The organism is Paenibacillus sp. G2S3, assembly GCF_030123105.1.
Lineage (GTDB): Bacteria > Bacillota > Bacilli > Paenibacillales > Paenibacillaceae > Paenibacillus_AQ.
On record NZ_CP126095.1, the window covers coordinates 2,275,464 to 2,294,893 of the forward strand.

Consider the following 19,430-nt stretch of genomic DNA (forward strand, 5'->3'; position numbering starts at 1 on the left):
GAGGGATGATGAAAATCTTATATTTTTATAAATTCTGTATTCTAGGTGGGGTAACCACTCAGCTTGCAAATAGACTTAAATTTTTGCGCCACCACTCGGAAGTGCATTTTGCCTTTCTAGAGGATTACGGCGGGGCGAGCGCTTTTGAAGGCTATGAGCATGTCCGAATTCTGGGGACGGTTGAAGAAATTAAGAGCTATATTGAAGCCTTTGATTTCGATGTCATTATTACTATTGATACCTACGAGCTGTATGAAGCGCTTGGGCCTGTACAAGAGGGAAAGGTTATTATTCATGAGGTACATACCACCTATTCTGAACCCTTGCAGAAATTGGCCGCAACGAAAGATAGTCTGCCTTTTCACTATGTGATCACTCCATCTGCTTACATGAAGGATTATTTAGAGAGCATTGGCATAGCGGGTGCTTATCATATTAATAATTGCCTGGATACCAATTTATTCCGATATGAAGCGGGGATTGAGCAGGAGCCTGCCACTATTTTGTGGGTGGGTAAACTGGATGATCACAAGAACTGGTCGTCCTATTTGAACATTGCTGGAAAGCTGAATGCCAAGATGCCAGAGCTGCAATTTATGCTTATTGGGGGATATACTGCTCCCGATGAGATCAAGAAACAGCTGATGGTAAAGGTGGAACAGCAGGGGATTATGCATTTCAAGTGGATTCCCAAAGTGGAATACGATGAGATGTACCGCTATTATTCATCGGTTGCGCAGAATGGTGGGTTATATATTAGTACCACAACCAATGAATCTTTTGGGATGACTGTACTGGAAGCGATGGCCTGCAGGTGTCCGGTAGTGGTTCCGAGTGTAGGGGCGTTGCCGGAACTATTGGATGGTCTGATAAGTGTTTCCCTATACGAATCAGGCAATGAAGAGGAGTGTGTGGACAGATTGAGCGCACTGCTGGAGCAGAATAGTCTGAGGGAAGGCTTGAAGTCATTGGGAGAACAGAAAGCTAGAACTGCTTACAGCATCGAACAAGTGGGAAAAGAATACATGGAACTACTTGAGCGTTTCAGAGAAGAACGCTTATTTCCTAAATAAGTGGATCACTCCATGGGGTTGTCAACCGAATAAGAGGTGTTGTTGAAATGGAAGAGCTGCAGATCGGTATGGTAGGATTGGACACTTCGCATAGCAGGATCTTCGCGGCGCTGCTAAATGATGAATCTCATCCGCTATATATTCCGGGTGGCAGGCTACACTGCGGTTATCCGGGGGGGTCTCCTGATTTCGAGCTAAGCTATTCACGTGTGAGACCGATTAGCAGTGAATTGCAGGAGCGCTATGGGGTTGAATTGCTCGATTCTATAGCAGAAGTTGCGGAGAGATCCCATGCGATTCTATTGACTTCTGTAGATGGGAGAGTGCACAAGGAACAATTTGCGGTGCTGGCTCCTTACGGAAAGCCGGTATTCATTGACAAGCCGTTAGCGGTTTCTTCTGAAGATGCGAAGGTGATTGTGGAATTGGCGGAGAGGTATGGAACGCCATTTTTCTCCAGCTCTATGGTTCGATTTGGGGAACCGTTAGTGGCACTTTTGAAGGATGATAGCGCAGGTGCTATTCTGGGTGCGGATTGCGCTGGACCACTCGATCTACAGCCGACACAACCGGGGTTGTTCTGGTACGGCATACACGCTGCTGAGATGTTATACGCCGCCCTTGGAGAAGGCTGCCATTCGGTACGTGCCGTTAGTAACGATACGCAAGAATGGGTAGTCGGCCAGTGGAAGGACGGGCGAATCGGGACGATCCGCGGAAACCGTACAGGCGGCTCTGATTTCTATATCGTACTGCACCGTGAACGGGGGAGTAACGGAATTAACGCGCTCGGAGCAAATTACAACGCAGGACATCAGCAATTACTGAAGAAATTTATAGCTATGGCGCGAGGGGACTCTCCACCGGTACGATCTTCCCTAACATTAGAGTTGATTCGCTTCATCGAAGCGGCCAACGAAAGTCGGGTAAGCGGTGCTGATGTTCGTCTGTAAAGGAAAGCGCAATCTGAAAGGAGTGTAGTGTATTGATTAGGACAGCAGTGATCGGATGCGGTGGCATGGGGACTGTTCATGCGGATCGCTACAAGTCCATGCCCGAAGCTGAGCTTGTCGCCGTATGTGACATCGTTGAAAAAGCCGCTGAGGTGCTAGGAAATTTAGTGGGCGTTAGCTATTTTACATCTGTACAAGAAATGCTAGAGCAGGTAAAGCCAGAGGTGGTCAGTATTGCTGTGCCGACCTATTTGCATGTAGAACTGGTACGGATTGCGGCTGACCATGGTGCGCATGTGATCTGTGAGAAGCCGCTCGCACTCACTTCGCAGGAAGCGGAAGAAGCAATTCGTTACTGCAACGAGCGCGGTGTACGTTTGTTTGTGGGCCATGTCGTTCGTTTCTTTCCTTCTTACAGACAGCTTGCGGCGGGAATAACGCAGCTTGGCAGTGATCAAGGCGGAATATACCATGCTAAGCGGGCGGGTTCACATCCCGGAATCGTGCAAGAATGGTTTCGAGATCCACTCCTTAGCGGTGGTGTCATTATGGATTTAATGATTCATGATATTGATTACATTCGTGGGACCTTTGGAGAAGCCCGTGAAGTGTATGCATTCCAGCATCAGTCGGAAGATATAAATTATGCCTCAGCCACTTTCCGGTTCAAGAATGGAACCATTGCTCAGCTTGAAGCATTTTGGGGGTATCCCGGGTCGTTCCATTCCTCCTTTGAATATGCGGATGCGGAAGGGATCATCTCAGGTGGAACCGGCGATGGCGAAAGTCTGCATATTCGGAAGTCGATTACGACGGGCTCAACATCGGGATTTGTGGAGACGCCTTCGAGTGTGATGCTGAAGGATCCGTATTATTTAGAACTGGAGCATTTTCTAAGCTGTCTAACAAGTGGGGAAGAGCCGATAGTCACTGCACAGGATGCGCTGGAAGCTGTACGCTGGGCTGAAGCCGCTCAGCAATCGGCAATGACCCATCAACCAGTGAAGCTTGAAGTGAAGGGGGATATTTAATGAGCCGTTTGAATATTGGCATGATCAGTTTCGCGCATGCGCATGCTTTTGACTATTTGGCAAGTTTACTGCACATGTCTGAAGTGACGGTCATTGGAATTGCTGATGAGGTGCCGGAGCGCACACAGGCGCTCGCAGAACGCCATTCGATTCCCTATTATTCTGACTACAAGGAACTTCTGGCTGATGGGGATATAGATGCCATAATTATTTGCTCAGAAAATGTCTATCATGCTGAGTTAACCATCGCTTCGGCTCGAGCAGGCAAGCATGTACTGTGCGAGAAGCCGCTAGGTCTGTCAGTGGAAGAAATGCAACGCATGATTTCAGTCTGCTCTGAAGAGGGAGTGCAGCTTATGACAGCCTTTCCTTGCCGCTTCCTGACTCCGGTTGTGCGGGCTAAGGAAGCGCTAGAACGCGGTGATATCGGTGAAATTATTGCTTTTAAAGGCACTAACAGAGGTTCTTTTCCGGGACCAAAATGGTTCTCTGATGAAGCCTTATCGGGGGGCGGTGCTGTTCTAGATCACACTGTGCATGTGATGGACCTGATGAACTGGTTCTCTGGTTCTTCTGTAGAACAGGTGTATGCCTATGCGGATACCTTATTTGATCCAGAACGCAAGCGGACAATCGATGATGCAGGAATGGTGCATGTAACTTTTGAGAATGGTGTGTTCGGAGTGCTGGATCCTAGCTGGTCACGCAATCCCGGCTTCCCCACATGGGGGGATGTGACCCTAGAAATCATTGGAACTAAAGGTGTCATCTCCATTGATGCTTTTAACCAAAAAAACAATGTATTCGGAAGAGCATCTGGCAAAGGGAACTGGTCCTTCTGGGGAGATGACATGAATGAACTGATGCTGAAGGCTTTTGTACAGGCGCTTCTAGAAGGGGTGGAGGTACCAATTTCGGGAATAGATGGACTCCGATCCACAGAGGTTGCACTTACCGCTTATCAATCTGCTCATGCAGGCCAACCGGTGCGCTTAAATAAATGAGGATGCTGTAAGCACAAAACTTTGAGGAGGATGGAACCGCCTATGAAGGATCAGGAATTGTTCGACAGCATGTGTGAAAGACTCTACTCTGCGGTAATCTCTGATACGCTGGATCAACTGGGCTATCGTAATCAGGTGATGCGGGAAAATATCAACCCGATAGATCCTACCTGGATCGTCGCCGGAAGAGCAAAGACCATTCTGTCTGTGGATATTCATCATTTGCCGGAAGATCCTTACACGAAAGAGATTGAGGCTGTGGACAGCGTTAAACCCGGCGAGATTGTTATCGGGTGTACGAATGAGTCGCGGCAGAACGGACTTTGGGGAGAATTACTGTCTACGGCCTCGAAAATGAGAGGTGGCCGCGGAGCGATAGTAGATGGATTAATCCGCGATACTGCCAAAATTCTAGAGCTTGGTTTTCCTGTCTTTGCTACCGGGACCAAACCCGTTGATTCTCAAGGGCGGGGGATTGTTATCGACTATGACATTCCTGTGCTGTGCGGTGGCGTATTGGTCCATCCCGGAGATGTAATCTTTGGTGATCGTGATGGTATCGTTGTGATTCCGGGCGCCATCATCGATGAAGTGTTCCAATTAGCTATGGATAAGGTGACTCGCGAGAATCATACACGGGATGAACTGCTCGAAGGATACACCTTGCGACAGGTCTATGATAAATACGGGGTGCTCTGATCAAGAACCGTGGGAGTGATAAACATGAGGCTGTCTGGCAAAAGAGCGCTGATCACAGGTGCAGCAAGAGGAATTGGATTGGGAATCGCCCTTCGATTTCTGGAAGAAGGTGCTCAGGTGGTTTTGCTGGACCGAAGTGAAGAGGAGCTTCTTACTGCACTGGAAACCGTGAAGGATTATGGTGAAAAGGTTTCAGTGGAGGTGTGTGATCTTCGCGATGTGGCACAGCTGGAGCAATCTGTTGCCCGAGCCTTTGAAAGGTTTGGCGGGATAGATATTGTAGTGAACAATGCTGGAATCGCCTTTCGTGAACACTTTCTCGATATCTCGGCGGAGCACTGGAATGCAGTGTTTGATATTAACGTAAGGGCCGTTTATTTAATCGGTCAGCTTGCAGCAAGACAAATGATTTCTCAGGGTGGCGGAGGCGTCATTCTCAATATGAGCTCCAAAAATGGTCTGACGGCAAGCTCCGAGCTCGCGCATTACAATGCTTCTAAGGCTGCTGTTATATTACTAACCGAATCTATGGCAGTGGAGTTGGCGGCTTATGGGATCCGGGTAAAAGCAGTAGCACCGGGATTCGTGGATACGCCGCTTGACCGCAAGCTGCGTGAAGCTTCGAAGCTCCCAGCGTATTCGGAGCATACACCGATGAAGCGGGCGGCAACCATAAGGGAAGCTGCCAATGTATTTCTTTTTCTGGCTTCTGATGAAGCCTCCTATGTAACGGGAGAAACCATTCGTGTGGATGGTGGACATTTGGCTAATGGTAGTGAACTGTAAATAGAAGAAGGAGTGAATTTTTTGGAAAGTACAGAACTTCAGGCAGAATTGATGATTGATGCTCAGGCTGAGCTTGGTGAAGGACCGCATTGGGATGCCGAATCCAAACAGTTGTATTGGGTGGATGTTACGAGAAGGAAGCTTAGAATATACAACCGGATCACGGGTAATGAAGTAGTCCGCTCCTTCGACCGGATGATCAGCGCAGTGATTCCAACCACTGCGGGAGGACTTGCATTGGCCATGGAGGATGGAGTCTATCTCTCTCAAGCTGAGAATTCTCCTGTCTTATTGACTTCGATAGAAGCAGAGCTACCACTAAACCGATTAAATGATGCCAAATGCGATCGACAAGGCCGACTGTGGGTGGGAACGATAAGCTTGAACAATGATGCGCCGGATTCCGGAGGCTTCTACGTCGTGGAGCCTGATGGCTTCACTCGCCAAGTGTTATCTGGCATCGGCTGCTCGAACGGAATGGCTTGGGACTACTCGCGGAGCAAGATGTATTACATTGATACGCCGACTAGGCAAGTGGATGTCATTGATTACGAAGAAGAGTCTGGAAGGATAAGTAACCGAAGATTAGCGTTCCGAATTCCTACAACGACTGGCTATCCAGATGGAATGACAATAGATAGTGAAGGCATGCTTTGGGTTGCCCATTGGGGTGGTGGCTGTGTGTCACGATGGAACCCAGATACGGGTGAGCAGCTTGGACTCATTCGAGTTCCAGCACCACTGGTGACCTCATGTACTTTTGGAGGTGACGATCTAACGGAACTCTACATTACAACAGCAAGGATAGGGATGCACGAGAAGGAGTTGCGCGATTATCCTTTTGCAGGTGGTTTGTTTATGGTTAAGCCCGGAGTGAGCGGCTTGCTGCCCGGAAACTTTCAGGGTAAGGAGTAGGAGGAGGAGGCGAAGCGATGCGACTCAAAGATAAGATCGTCATTATAACCGGAGCAGGCTCGGGGATTGGAAAAAGCACGGCCGCACTATTCGCTTCAGAAGGAGCGACGGTAATCATTGCAGATGTCCAAGAGGAATCAGGAAACGCAGCTGTTGCTGAAATAGAAGCGTCGGGTGGGAAAGCGCTATTCATCCCCTGTGATGTTAGCAATGCTAGCAGTACTACTGCAATGGCTGATCAGGTAATCCATGCTTTTGGTCGAATCGATGTGCTTTTTAATAATGCTGGGATCAGCGGCGTAGGTGCAGTACATGTGGTCGACGAGGAAGTGTGGGAGAGGGTCATGCAGGTCAATGTAACAGGCGTGTTCTTAACCTGCAAGGCAGTTCTTCCTTATATGATGAAGAGCAAGACGGGTTCTATCATTAATATGTCCTCTGGCATCGCCGAAATCGGAGTCGCAGAGCGAGCTTCCTACAGTGCTTCTAAGGGCGCGGTTCTATCTTTAACTAAAGCTATGCAGGTCGATTATGCACCTTACGGCATTCGTGTAAATGCGCTGCTGCCAGGTACGATTATGACTCCGTTTGTAGAAGGTTATTTGAAGACTTCTCTGGATCCAGAGGCTTCGGTTGCGGCCATTAAGCGTAGACAGCTTAGTGGTGAGCTTGGCAAACCTGAGGATGTGGCACGAGCCGCATTATTTCTCGCTTCCGATGAGTCCGAGTTTGTGATGGGTTCGCCGCTATATGTGGATGGTGGCCTTGTCTTCGGCAAAAATGCATAAAGTGAAGGAGAGTTTTATAGATGAAGCTAATTACCTTTTTGCAAAAAGAGGATGATCATATGGGCATTCTAACCGACCTTGGGGTGGTGGATATTGAGGCGGCAAAGACTGCATTATCCACTCGGACGGAGGTTCCAGTAACGGTTAGGCAATTGCTTGACGGTGGGGAGGAAGCGCTTAACCAACTGAGGATGTTTGTGAATGAGCTGCCTGAAGGAGAAGTGAATCCATCCTGGCTCAAGCAGGAAGAAGATTTGACCTTCGGTCCCTGTGTTGCTGATCCTGGCAAAATCATCTGCATTGGCCTGAATTATCGCCGGCATGCGGAAGAGACTGGGATGGCTATTCCCGAATATCCCATCCTGTTCAATAAGTTTAACAATACACTAACCGGACATGGCTCAGAGGCTCCGCTTCCGCGGACCAGCCAGAAGGTGGACTACGAGGCAGAGCTTGGCATCGTCATCGGTCGAACCGCGAAATATGTGGCTGAGGAAGAGGCACTGGATTATGTCTTCGGCTATTGTACGGCTAATGATCTGTCGGCGCGTGATTTACAGATGCGGACGAGTCAATGGCTTGCGGGAAAGTCTTGCGATAAATTTTCACCCCTTGGGCCGTACCTAGTCACTGCGGATGAAGTGGGCGATCCAAATCAACTCGATATTCAGTGCACGGTGAATGGGGAATTACGTCAGAACTCCAACACTTCGGACATGATTTTTAATTGCAAGCAGATTGTCAGCTATGTGTCCCAGTGTATGACGCTTTCGCCGGGGGATATTATCTTGACTGGAACACCAGAAGGCGTCGTGATGGGTTACCCTCCAGAGGATCAGGTCTATTTGCAAGCTGGTGATGTGGTCACGGTGCAGATTGAGAAGCTTGGTGCCATTACAAATAAGATGGTTAGCGAATAGGAGGGACTTGGGATGATCTTCGATTGTCATACCCATTTGTTTGGACCAGGAATGGTTTCAGGACCTACGGATGAGGCGATCAAACGAGCTTGGGGGCCAGATATGAATATCGAAGCAACCCCTGAGCAGCACCGCCGTAATCTGGAAGGCTTCTCTGGTGCGATTGTACTGGCCTTGGCAGCGCATGCAACGGGACTTGTTGTGCCCAATGCGTATGTCGCAGATTACTGTCGCACGGATCCAAATCGGTTATTCGGTTTTGCTAGTGTAGATCCCAATCATCTGGATTGTGTTGCTGAATTTGAGACTGCGATCCGGGAGATGGGATTAAAAGGGCTGAAGCTTGCACCTATCTATCAGAATTTTTACCCTGATGATCCCAAGCATTATGCTCTCTACGCCAAAGCAGAACAGCTGGATGTACCTATTCTTTGGCATCAGGGAACCTCTTTTGTACCGGAGGGATATTTGGATGCTTCAAGGCCGGCGATGCTGGATCCGATTGCCCGTGCATTTCCGAAGCTGAAGATGATTGTGGCACATATGGGCCATCCCTGGATTGATGAATGTATTTCACTGGTGCGCAAGCATCCTAACCTATATATGGACATTTCAGCGTTAGGAAGCAGGCCTTGGCAATTCTACAATGCACTGGTATCTGCGATGGAATACGGGGTGCAAGATAAAATACTGTTCGGGTCGGATTATCCTTTCTTTGGGACACAGAAGATGCTAGATGCTCTCTACCATATCAATGATCTAGCGGAGGGAACGAAGCTGCCACAAATACCACAAAAATTTATCGAGGACATAATACATCGTCTAACACCGGAGATTATTGGTTTTACATGAGGGATTTATGCTTGGTTTATAAGCGAGGTTGTTAAAAGGAGATGGGGTCATGGCGGAGTGCAGGGACAGCGAGGAGAGTGTGGCTGAATCCGGTGATAAGTTGAAGAGCGAGTTCTATTTTCAGGAAAAAGATTTATGGGGATTTATCCATCGTTCCTTCACGAAGTCTATGGGGTACACCGAAGAAGATCTCCGCAAGCCAGTGATCGGTATTTGCAACACGTTCAGTGAGCTGAATAAATGCCATTCCCATTTTAATGAATTGGTGGATTATGTGAAGCGTGGTGTTTGGCAGGCAGGGGGAGTGCCGATGGAATTCCCGACGATCTCGATTGGTGAGCCTTATGTGAAGCCTACAACGATGCTGCTGCGTAATTTGATGGCGATGGATACGGAAGAAATGATGAAAGGGCATCCCATTGATGGCGTAGTGCTGCTAGGGGGTTGCGACAAAACGGTACCCGCTCAGCTGATGGCAGCCGCTAGCGCCAATATTCCAGCCATTGTGCTGACAGGTGGCCCTATGCTAAACGGTCGATTGGGCGGCCGTAGCCTTGGAGCGTGCACGGATTGTTATGGCTTTACGCTGGAGCATAAAGCCGGAAATATAAGTGACGAAGAGCTGGCTGTTGCAGAGAATGCAATTTGCCGCAGTGATGGTCACTGTATGGTGATGGGCACAGCCAGCACGATGGCCTCGATCGCCGAAGCGATCGGCATGGCGTTACCAGGCTGTGCAGCAATCCCGGCGCCGGACAGCAGACGCAGACATATGTCCGAGCGAACGGGCAAGCAGATCGTAGAGCTGGTTCGCCAGGGCATCCGTCCCCGCGACATTATGACGGCGGCGGCGATCGAGAATGCGATCACAGTTACGATGGCGAGCGGCGGATCGACGAACGCTATCATCCATCTCATAGCGATCTCCCAGCGGCTGGGGATGAAGCTGCCTTTAGAGACGTTTGACCGGATTAGTAGCCAGACACCGTTCATTTTGAACCTGCGTCCTTCGGGCAAATATCAGATGGAGGAGTATTTCGAGGCAGGTGGTGTCCCCGCGCTGATGAAGGAGCTGGAGCCGCTGCTGCATGGGGATTGCTTGACTGTAACGGGCAGAACGGTTGCAGAAAATCTGGTTCAGGCAGTAACGCTGGACAGAGATGTGATTCGTACCTTGGAGGAGCCGCTGGACAGCCAAGGTGGGATTGCCGTATTGCGTGGGAATCTGGCGCCGGATGGGGCGTTGATTAAGCAAACCGCTGTATCCGCTCATCTCAAAAAGCATATCGGACGCGCAGTAGTGTTCGAGAGTCCGGCCGATCTAAATGAGCGAATCGATGATCCTGATCTGGTCGTGGATGAGAACAGTGTGCTAGTGCTAAAAAACGCAGGACCGAAGGGGGCTCCAGCGATGCCGGAAATTGGGCAAATCCCGATTCCGCAAAAGCTGCTGAAGCAGGGCATACGCGACATGGTCCGCATCTCTGACGCGCGGATCAGCGGTACTTCCTATGGCGCATTGATTGTACATGCGGCTCCGGAAGCGGCTATTGGCGGAACGCTGGCTCTTGTGCAGGATGGCGACGAAATCGAGTTGGATATTTCCGTGAGGCGCTTGGAGCTGAAGGTGTCGGATGAGGAATTGGCGCGACGGAGGGTCTCATGGCAAGCGCCTAAGCCGCACTACGACAGGGGTTATGGCTTACTGTTTCATGAGCGGGTACTTCAGGCCAACCTTGGTTGTGATTTTGATTTTTTACTCCCTGCTGAGCTTAGGGAAGAGTTGCTGGGTGAGATGGAATCAGTTCGCAAGATGGAGTCACCGAGACTGAATTAATCTAATGCTTGTGAAGATGAAATAGCTGCACTTTATACAACTACAGTTTATCGTAATCGTCTAATTTAGATTTTAATTGCACTTCATACAGTTAAATCTTATCAAATCGCTGTTTTTAGGCTCATTTTGGATTTTTAATTGCAGAAAGTACAACTAAATTGCTATCTATGGGAACAGGAGTTGATATAAGTGTACGAAATACACTTATATCGCACGAATTGCACGAATTGCACGAATTGCACGAATTGCACGAATCGCAAGTATCGCACGCATGGTACGTTCGCACGTATCGAATGTATCTGAGGCGTCGGAAGCAGCTATTGGCGGAACACTGACCCTTGTGCAGGATGGCGATGAAACAAGTTGGATATTTTCTCGAGGCGATTAGAGTTGAAGGTATCGGATGAGTAACTGCCCTAACGTCGGTTTGCGTGGCGAGCGCCTAAGTTACACTACGACAAAGGTTAGTATGAGTTTCCTGGATTGTCTGACTAAACTGGATGGATTGAATGGATTGATTAGGCTGGATTGGACTGAGCTGGGTTGATTGTTTTGCTTTACGTTGCTTTAAGTTGATTGTACTTTCTGCAATAGATCCCGCTTTAGAGAGGCTGGATTTTGATTCTATTGCACTTTCTGCAATGGAATTTCAGATAATCATCACTATACGAGCTTGTGGCCAGAATCTGATGTATGAAGTGCAATAGATTCATTTTTTAGCGATGTATTGGGAGATTCTATTGCACATTCTGCAACCAGGGAGATAGTTTCTGATTGCGGCGAGCTTGGTTTGTGAATGTACCTAGCTAGTTTTCTGAATGTAGCTAGCTTGGCTTACGATGGCGGCTAGCTGGTTTTCGAATACGGTGAGTTTGGATTGTGATTACTGCGATTTTGGTTTCCAATTACAGCATGTATTGTTTTCATTTACACCAAGCAATAAGGTCGTTTGTGGCAAAAGCAACAAACCAGAGTCAATGGAGAGGAGAGTTCAATGATGCGAACCGTTCAAGAGTTGGAGGAGCGCTTGGCAAGTCCGTCCACAGCACTGATTGAGGAGCTTAGCCAGCTCGATGGAGATATTATGCTTCTAGGCGTGGGGGGTAAGATGGGACCCAGTCTTGCAAGGCTAGCGGTGAATGCAATTCGCCAAGCGGGGCTAGACAAAAAAGTCATCGGTGTATCCCGCTTCTCTAATAAGGAGCTAAGACGAGAGCTTGAAGAGGCTGGTGTCGAGATTATCTCCGCTGATTTGTCTGACGATAAGGCGCTGCAGGTACTCCCTGAAACCCAAAATATTCTCTACATGGCCGGAAATAAATTCGGCACAACCGGGAATGAACATTTCACTTGGATGATGAATGCCTATCTTCCGGGACGCGTTGCAGAACGGTTCCGTAATTCACGAATGGTTGTGTTCTCGACAGGCAATGTTTACCCTTTTACTCCGGTCAGTCAAGGAGGCGCAACGGAGAGAACTTCTCCGAACGCAAATGGGGAGTATGGGCAATCCTGTCTGGGACGGGAGCGTATATTTGAACATTTCTCTCATGAAAATGGAACGCCGATGTTCATTTATCGGCTGAATTACGCCATTGATCTGCGGTATGGCGTGTTGCTGGAGCTTGCTCGGTCGGTTAGGGAAGGACTTCCCATCGATATCACGATGGGCCATGCCAATGTGATCTGGCAAGGGGATGCGAATGAAATCGCATTGCGAGCACTGCTACGTTGCAGTTCGCCGCCTAATGTCATGAACATTACCGGGCCTGAGACATTATCCCTGCGCTGGGCAGCGAATGAATTCGGCCGAAAGCTAGGCATAGAGCCTATCTTTACAGGTATAGAAGCGCCTACTGCGCTGCTAAGCAACGCAGCGAAAGCCGCTGCCGCCTTTGGCTATCCACGGGTATCGCTGGCCGAAATGATCGACTGGATTGGCGATTGGGTAGGACGAGGCGGAGAAACCTGGAATAAACCCACGCATTTTCAGGAGCGGGAGGGCAAATATTAATGACACTGACAAGAGTACCTTTGACTTCGGAATTACATGCCGCGCTTCATGATGGGTTGGCTATTCCCGCACATCCTCTCGCCTTAACGAAAGAGCGCAAGCTGGATGAGCGACGTCAACGGGCACTTACCCGTTATTACGTTGCTTCTGGAGCGGGTGGAGTTGCGGTAGCCGTACATTCCACTCAATTCAAGATCAGGAATCCAGAAGTAGGGTTGCTGGAGCCTGTGTTACGTCTAGCTGCGGAAGAGGTGGAACGAGCTCAGTTAGATCGACCTTTCATGAAAGTAGCGGGTATTTGCGGTGGGACGGAGCAGGCTGTTCTTGAAGCGCGCCTTGCTGCAAGCTTTGGTTATGAATCAGGACTGCTCAGTATGGGAGGCTTGCAAGACTTAAGCGAGGAAGAACTGCTGGAACGAACACGCAGAGTGGCGGATGTGATTCCGGTATTTGGTTTCTACCTTCAGCCATCGGTGGGAGGACGGATTTTAAGCTTTGATTTTTGGAAGGCATTTGCTGAAATAGAAGGCGTAATCGCCATCAAAATGGCACCGTTCAATCGTTATCAAACGCTGGATGTAGTCAGAGCCGTACTTGAATCCAGCCGCCGCGAAGAAATTGCCCTTTATACAGGAAATGATGATAATATTATCAGCGATCTGCTCACGACCTTCCGATTTAAGGTGAACGGCAAGACCGTTGAGAAAAAAATAGTCGGCGGCCTACTTGGCCACTGGGCGGTCTGGACGAGCAAAGCAGTGCAGCTGCTTAATGAGATTAAAAAGGTCAGAAATGAACCCTCGCTGGCATCCAATTGGTTGACGCTTGGGGCTGAAGTGACGGATAGCAATGCGGCGATATTTGATCCCGCGCATCATTTTCATGGCTGTATTCCGGGTATTCATGAGGTGCTTCGCCAACAAGGATTGCTTGAAGGCTTATGGTGTCTAAATCCGGAGGAACGATTATCCCCGGGGCAAGTAGAGGAAATCAACAGAGTGCGCAGAGACTATCCCCAGCTGGTGGATGATGAATTTGTGGCATCGCATTTGGAAGAGTGGCTGCAATAACACGTAGTTGTGTAAAAGTTAAGGAGGGCGCACTTTCGACTAGTGCGTTCTTTCTTATCCAGAGTGCGATATCCTCCTCCTCATGATACAATAAGGGACAAGTTTATAAGGATGAGGTGACTTTAATTGAAGTATGATTTCGATCGCGTAATTGACCGCCGTAATACACGTTCTTACAAGTGGGACCAGTCCGAGAAGTTGTTTGGTGAGAAGGATATTATGCCACTTTGGGTGGCAGACATGGATTTTGAAAGTCCTCCCGCAGTGAAGGAAGCGATTCTGCGCCGCGCAGAACAAGGGGTTTACGGATATAGTGTACCTAGTGACTCTTATAAAGAAGCTATCACGTCGTGGTTCAGAAGACGGCATGATTGGGAAATTAAACCGGAATGGATTTCGGATTCTCCCGGAATCGTAACCTCCTTAAGTTTTTCTGTAGAGCTGTTTACCGAGCCAGGGGACGAGGTTATTTTACAGTCGCCAGTTTACTATCCCTTCTATGATGTCATCCAAATGAATGATCGCAAGGTCGCCAAGAATCCGCTTGTAGTTCGTAACGGACGCTTCGAAATGGATTATGAGCAATTGGAAGGGCTGATGCAAGGTGGAGCCAAGCTGCTGCTCTTATGCAGTCCGCATAATCCGGGTGGTAGAGTATGGGAAAGAGAAGAGCTGCTGAAGCTTGGTGAGCTCTGTCTGCGTTATGGAGTGACCGTAATCTCTGATGAGATTCATTGTGATTTGGCGCTTCCAGGTTATGAGCATATCCCTTTTGCATCCTTATCTGAGGAAATTGCGAATATTACAATAACCACACTTGCCGCGACCAAAACCTTCAATCTACCGGGGTTACAATCTTCTTTTATCGTGTCTTCCAATCCGGAATTGAAGCTTAAATTTGATCGAAAAATGAAAGCCTTGAGTTTACATATGGCTAGCTTCTTCGCCCAAGGTGCAGTAGAAGCTGCCTATAATGATGGTGAAGAATGGTTGGATGAGCTTTTAGAGTACGTGTCAGGCAATGTGGACTATGCGATTAGCTATTTGTCGGAGCATTTACCACAGGTCCAAGTGATGCAGCCACAAGGCACATACCTGCTATGGGTTGACTGCCGCGGTCTGAATCTGGATATTGATGGACTTAAACAGCTGATGTACAAAGAGGCTAAAGTTGCTTTTAATGAAGGCTCTGTCTTTGGAACTGAGGGACAAGGTCATCTGCGGATCAATCTAGCTTGTCCTAGATCTATTCTAGTTGAAGCGTTAGAACGCTTTAGTCGAGCGGCTGTAGCTTATACTGCGAAATAAAAGGTATGCCTGAAGCTTGATGATTCCTTCTAAGGGGATCGTCGAGCTTCTTTATTTTGCAAAAAGGTAAAAAGAATAATAAAATGGAGTCCATTACGTCAAGCAGGAGGACTTCAAATGAAATGGGTAGCTCAGCTTCCGTATTATAAGATACAGCGAGAAATTAAGGATGGAGAACAACGAAGTTTTCCATGTAATAGGCAAATGTATCTCTACAAAGATAGAGTCGTGACTCGTCATCGTGAATTTCCAATAAAAGATATTTTAGATATGTCCTATCGCTCAATGGGAGGTTCAGAGGGGATGTTCTATTTGTACACGAGTAAGGGTGTATATTCTTATTTGGTAGAGTGTGATCCTGAAAGCTTTATTAATACTTTTAAAGAACAGCAAATGAATAAAATTGAGCGTACTGGTAGGCCGTGATATGATAATCCATAAGACATTGCAGGGTGGGAGAGAACATAAATGAGAAAAACACGAATTATTATTGATGCAGACACAGGTATTGACGACGCACTGGCGATTCTATATGCCTTACGCGCTCCAAACGTAATTGTAGAAGGAATTACAACTGTTTTTGGAAATATTGATGTCGAAAAGGCGGCGGACAATTCACTGCGACTGATTGAGCTTGCTAAGCCCGGCTATGAGATTCCTGTAGCGATCGGAGCATCCAAGGCACTCGTTCGTGAGAGCTCAGGCTACGCCACTCATGTGCATGGTGAGAATGGTATCGGTAATGTGGAAATTGCTCCATCCAGCCAGCGTCCCATTAGCGAAACTGCACCTGAGTTTATTGTCCGGATGGCCAATGAGAATCCCGGAGAGATTGTATTAGTTACACTGGCACATCTAACCAACCTTTCGATGGCGCTTGATATGGACCCTGGTATTAAGAATACTTTGAAAAAAGTAGTGGTGATGGGCGGTACGATCTTCAATCCCGGCAATAGAACACCGGTTGCGGAAGCGAATATTGCTGGAGATCCAGAAGCTGCTGATCATGTATTTACATCTGGACTTCCCATTATGATGGTGGGGCTAGACGTTACGCTTAAGACGCGGATCACCCAAGAGCATATCGATTTATTAAACCGTTTTGGACGTGAAGAGAATAAAGCGATCATTTCGTTTATGGAACAATCGCTCACTCATTATTTTAATTTCTATCGTGAAGCGAACTTTTTGATTAACAGTGCACCGCTGCATGATCCACTCGCGCTTATGGTTGCGCTGCAACCAGATCTAGTAACCTATAAAGAGATGAATGTTCGTGTGGAGCACAAAGGTGAGTTTACATCAGGAATGGTCGTAGCGGATTTGCGGGCTCAGCCAAAAGTGGGTAAACCCATACAAGTTGCTGTGGATGTAGATGTTGAACGAGCAGTGGGAACCTTTTTGAGTGTGTTTATGTAGTTAATCGATCTTTTCTAATATGAAAAATAATCTCGAAGCTCATAGATGACAATCTATTAATTTTACAATTGGATAATCTTTGGTAAAATGGTAGAAGACATATAAAGAGTTTAATAGATTACACTTCATATCATGGAAGATGGGAGACTTAACAGTCATGAACAAACGGATTGGTAAATTAGTCTTATGTCTGGCGATTTCGCTAGGCGGCACCACAGCTTTATTCCACAATACTTCACAAGCAGCCTCCGCAGGGGGAGTTAGTATTGTGCTGGATGGTTATGCACTACCGTTTCCAGTAGAGCCTGTTGTGATGAACGGAACAACGATGGTTCCATTCCGGGCGATATCTGAAGCGCTGGGAATCAATGTAGAGTGGAATCAAGCGCTTAAGAAAATTACCGCGACCAAGACGGATACAGCGGGCACTAAAGTGGTAACGTTGACCCTTGGTAGCAAAAATGCAGGCGTAAACGGCGAAATTGTGAAGCTAGGGGTTGCCCCGCAAACGATCCGTAATAACACGATGATTCCGCTCAGCTTCTTCGGACAGCAGTTTGGTGCGGGCGTAGCTTGGGATCAAGCGACGAAGACGGTATCGATCACCTCACCGAAGACGGATATGTACAAGCTGGGTTTCTATGCGCTTAGCTCATACAGTGAAATTTCGTTACTTCCTAGCTTTGATGCTGTAGCTTTTGGGTGGAGCGGGATTGATAAGAGTGGACAATTCACCACGACAGGTACTGACTTTAGATGGCCTCAAGCAGCTGGAGATGTAACCCCAGAGTCTATTATCTCGAATGCAGCAGCAGGTGGCACAGCACCTTATCTGATGGTCTTTTCTGGTGATACTGCATCCGAGCTGACAAAGAACCTGGAAGATAAAGTGCTTCAAGAGCAGACGATTTCAGGAATCGTTGATCTGGCTACACAAAAGGGATTCCAAGGCATCACGCTGGATCTCGAGGGACTGGGTCTAACGGGAGATAAAGCAAAGGTGCAAGCCGATTATAATGCTTTTGTGAAGAATCTGTCTCAAAAAGTACATGCAGCAGGTCTTAAGCTCACGGTTATTCTTCATCCATTAAACAGCTCTTATAAAGGTTATGATTACAAGACGCTAGGCAGCCTGGCTGACGATTTGGTCATTATGGCATATGATTATTTGCAAGAGAAAAAAGTTCCAGAGCCGATGAGTTTAGTTGATGAAGGCATCCGGCTTGCACTTCAGCAAGTGAGTAAGGATAAGCTGATTCTCGGCATTTCCGTTTATAGTGAAAATGAAACTTCAGTAAATTCCAAGGTTGGGCTTGCCAAACGTTATGGTCTTAAAGGGATTGCGATCTGGCGTGTGGGCTTGATTGGACAGCCTGTCTGGAATGAGATGGGCAAGTCGGTGGAGTTGTAGGGGATTTATGATACGTTATCAAAAGAAAAGGGCTGCCATTTGGCAGCCTTTTTTCTTGAAAAGAAAAAAATTATATGCTTGCGCAATAAATTATCCTTATCTTTCTCACATAAAGCTAGTATGTAATGGATAGGTGGCATAAATGATCTTTCTCTTACGGAGGGGGATATGCCTATTCATACGTACCATTCTCTATGGACTCGATGGTAGTGAACATCCGTGAGTATACATCTTTAATGTTGGGTTCATTTACTTTGCCGTTGTAAAGTCCGTATCCCCAAGTTTTATATGTTTCACCAGTTTGAAGATAGCAAGTAACATACATATCACTATTAAAATTTGTTAAAGATGAGTGCTCATACGATACATCTTCAAGAACAAACGGCATAAAAGATTTCGTAGCTCCAATAAAGAAGAAAGGAACATCTGCATTTGTATATACTTTAACAAACTTGTTGTCGTCCGCTTCTTTCAGATGCTCTTTCGTAATCACTACGGCATCATATTGGGAGGAGAGCTTTGTATAATCTGCTAATTCATCAAAGGAAATACTTGTGAAGTGCACATGTTCTTCTCTTATTTTAGGGACCTCACGAACAACACCTATAAATAAGCTTTTCCCTGAGTACAGCGGTGTATCAACCGTATCGGCATTAGATGTACAGCCTGTAACAAAAATGACGATTAAAATAATGAGTGCGTTTAGGATGATTTTCCTCATCTTTTGATTCCTTTCAAGCGTTCTGCATGAGTTGTATCTGCTTACAATAAAGTATTATAGTGGAAATTATTGGTGCAGACCAGTAAATGGGTCATGGACCTCGAAAGAAGCCTGATTCAGAGGAGGGTTATGTTGCATCCAATTACTGCAATAGAAATCATATTTTCGGTTGTTTTTGTCCTCATTATATTTGGAGTAGCCTTGTTTTTACCCCGTAAGATTAGGAAGTCTGGTTTAATTATAGTATCTTCAATAACTGTATTTTTGCTATTATCGTTCGCTATTCGCCCCTACTGGATTGATTATCAAGTATCCCGAAAAACAGAACAACTCAATCACTATTTGGAGGAGAAATACCCTAATCAAGAATGGGAAATTAGTCGACAAGAAGGTAGACAATATAATCCTTATCATTTACAAGTTAGATTTAAAAACGAAGAAGGTTGGATTTATATTTATTCAGTCATAAATGAGAAGAAAATTCACCAGAGTGTGTGGATACCATCAGGTGGCAACTCTTTCGAAGAAGGAAAGCATTACGAAAAATGAGATCAGCTGAGTAGTGACGAAGTTACGTCCGAAAGCTGATGACGTGGATTTCTTAAACACACTTCGACTGTTATAAACCT

20 protein-coding genes are annotated in these 19,430 nt (G+C 47.0%); 19 read left to right on the forward strand and 1 reads right to left on the reverse strand.

Annotated features, from left to right (window positions below; translation table 11 throughout):
* Nucleotides 1-5 precede the first annotated feature (5 nt).
* The 18 genes from QNH28_RS09655 (at nucleotide 6) to QNH28_RS09740 (ending at nucleotide 18,080) form a co-directional block, all read left to right on the forward strand.
* Nucleotides 6-1,073, forward strand: a complete 1,068-nt coding sequence (locus QNH28_RS09655) for a glycosyltransferase family 4 protein (protein ID WP_283911169.1) — start codon at nucleotides 6-8, stop codon at nucleotides 1,071-1,073.
* A gap of 47 nt (nucleotides 1,074-1,120) precedes the next feature.
* The gene (locus tag QNH28_RS09660; protein ID WP_283911170.1) at nucleotides 1,121-2,026 is read left to right on the forward strand and encodes a Gfo/Idh/MocA family protein; all 906 of its coding nucleotides are present in this window, start codon (nucleotides 1,121-1,123) and stop codon (nucleotides 2,024-2,026) included.
* Nucleotides 2,027-2,058: 32 nt separating this feature from the next.
* Nucleotides 2,059-3,057: a Gfo/Idh/MocA family protein gene (locus tag QNH28_RS09665; protein WP_283911171.1), complete on the forward strand. Its 999-nt coding sequence runs from the start codon at nucleotides 2,059-2,061 to the stop codon at nucleotides 3,055-3,057.
* A complete protein-coding gene (locus tag QNH28_RS09670) occupies nucleotides 3,057-4,061 on the forward strand; it encodes a Gfo/Idh/MocA family protein (RefSeq protein WP_283911172.1) in 1,005 nt (334 codons plus the stop codon). Before QNH28_RS09665 ends, QNH28_RS09670 begins: the two co-directional genes overlap by 1 nt.
* 42 nt (nucleotides 4,062-4,103) lie before the next feature.
* Nucleotides 4,104-4,760, forward strand: a complete 657-nt coding sequence (locus tag QNH28_RS09675) for an RraA family protein (RefSeq protein ID WP_283911173.1) — start codon at nucleotides 4,104-4,106, stop codon at nucleotides 4,758-4,760.
* A gap of 24 nt (nucleotides 4,761-4,784) precedes the next feature.
* Nucleotides 4,785-5,546, forward strand: a complete 762-nt coding sequence (locus QNH28_RS09680) for an SDR family NAD(P)-dependent oxidoreductase (RefSeq protein ID WP_283911174.1) — start codon at nucleotides 4,785-4,787, stop codon at nucleotides 5,544-5,546.
* Nucleotides 5,547-5,567: 21 nt separating this feature from the next.
* Nucleotides 5,568-6,461: an SMP-30/gluconolactonase/LRE family protein gene (locus QNH28_RS09685; RefSeq protein ID WP_283911175.1), complete on the forward strand. Its 894-nt coding sequence runs from the start codon at nucleotides 5,568-5,570 to the stop codon at nucleotides 6,459-6,461.
* A 17-nt stretch (nucleotides 6,462-6,478) separates the two neighbouring features.
* Complete coding sequence (locus tag QNH28_RS09690) at nucleotides 6,479-7,249, forward strand: SDR family NAD(P)-dependent oxidoreductase (RefSeq protein WP_283911176.1); 771 nt, start codon at nucleotides 6,479-6,481, stop codon at nucleotides 7,247-7,249.
* Between the two features lie 20 nt (nucleotides 7,250-7,269).
* On the forward strand, nucleotides 7,270-8,169 hold the full coding sequence (locus tag QNH28_RS09695) for a fumarylacetoacetate hydrolase family protein (RefSeq protein ID WP_283911177.1): 900 nt from the start codon (nucleotides 7,270-7,272) through the stop codon (nucleotides 8,167-8,169).
* 12 nt (nucleotides 8,170-8,181) lie between these two features.
* Complete coding sequence (locus QNH28_RS09700; RefSeq protein WP_283911178.1) at nucleotides 8,182-9,021, forward strand: amidohydrolase family protein; 840 nt, start codon at nucleotides 8,182-8,184, stop codon at nucleotides 9,019-9,021.
* Nucleotides 9,022-9,070: 49 nt separating this feature from the next.
* Nucleotides 9,071-10,858, forward strand: coding sequence for an IlvD/Edd family dehydratase (locus tag QNH28_RS09705; RefSeq protein WP_283911179.1), 1,788 nt, complete (start codon nucleotides 9,071-9,073; stop codon nucleotides 10,856-10,858).
* 403 nt (nucleotides 10,859-11,261) lie between these two features.
* Nucleotides 11,262-11,405, forward strand: a complete 144-nt coding sequence (locus QNH28_RS09710) for a hypothetical protein (protein WP_283911180.1) — start codon at nucleotides 11,262-11,264, stop codon at nucleotides 11,403-11,405.
* Nucleotides 11,406-11,855: 450 nt separating this feature from the next.
* The gene (locus QNH28_RS09715) at nucleotides 11,856-12,872 is read left to right on the forward strand and encodes an NAD-dependent epimerase/dehydratase family protein (protein WP_283912102.1); all 1,017 of its coding nucleotides are present in this window, start codon (nucleotides 11,856-11,858) and stop codon (nucleotides 12,870-12,872) included.
* On the forward strand, nucleotides 12,872-13,942 hold the full coding sequence (locus QNH28_RS09720; protein WP_283911181.1) for a dihydrodipicolinate synthase family protein: 1,071 nt from the start codon (nucleotides 12,872-12,874) through the stop codon (nucleotides 13,940-13,942). Before QNH28_RS09715 ends, QNH28_RS09720 begins: the two co-directional genes overlap by 1 nt.
* A 126-nt stretch (nucleotides 13,943-14,068) precedes the next feature.
* Nucleotides 14,069-15,250, forward strand: a complete 1,182-nt coding sequence (locus QNH28_RS09725; protein ID WP_283911182.1) for a MalY/PatB family protein — start codon at nucleotides 14,069-14,071, stop codon at nucleotides 15,248-15,250.
* 117 nt (nucleotides 15,251-15,367) lie between these two features.
* Nucleotides 15,368-15,676, forward strand: coding sequence for a hypothetical protein (locus QNH28_RS09730; RefSeq protein WP_283911183.1), 309 nt, complete (start codon nucleotides 15,368-15,370; stop codon nucleotides 15,674-15,676).
* A gap of 42 nt (nucleotides 15,677-15,718) precedes the next feature.
* Nucleotides 15,719-16,669, forward strand: coding sequence for a nucleoside hydrolase (locus tag QNH28_RS09735; protein ID WP_283911184.1), 951 nt, complete (start codon nucleotides 15,719-15,721; stop codon nucleotides 16,667-16,669).
* Between the two features lie 157 nt (nucleotides 16,670-16,826).
* On the forward strand, nucleotides 16,827-18,080 hold the full coding sequence (locus QNH28_RS09740) for a stalk domain-containing protein (protein ID WP_283911185.1): 1,254 nt from the start codon (nucleotides 16,827-16,829) through the stop codon (nucleotides 18,078-18,080).
* A 172-nt stretch (nucleotides 18,081-18,252) separates the two neighbouring features.
* Here QNH28_RS09740 and QNH28_RS09745 read toward each other — a convergent pair whose 3' ends face one another.
* Nucleotides 18,253-18,801 (reverse strand): hypothetical protein, encoded by a 549-nt coding sequence (locus tag QNH28_RS09745; protein WP_283911186.1) that lies wholly within the window; start codon nucleotides 18,799-18,801, stop codon nucleotides 18,253-18,255.
* Between the two features lie 129 nt (nucleotides 18,802-18,930).
* Here QNH28_RS09745 and QNH28_RS09750 point away from each other — a divergent pair, with 129 nt between their 5' ends.
* Nucleotides 18,931-19,350, forward strand: a complete 420-nt coding sequence (locus QNH28_RS09750; RefSeq protein WP_283911187.1) for a hypothetical protein — start codon at nucleotides 18,931-18,933, stop codon at nucleotides 19,348-19,350.
* The last annotated feature ends 80 nt before the right edge of the window (nucleotides 19,351-19,430 follow it).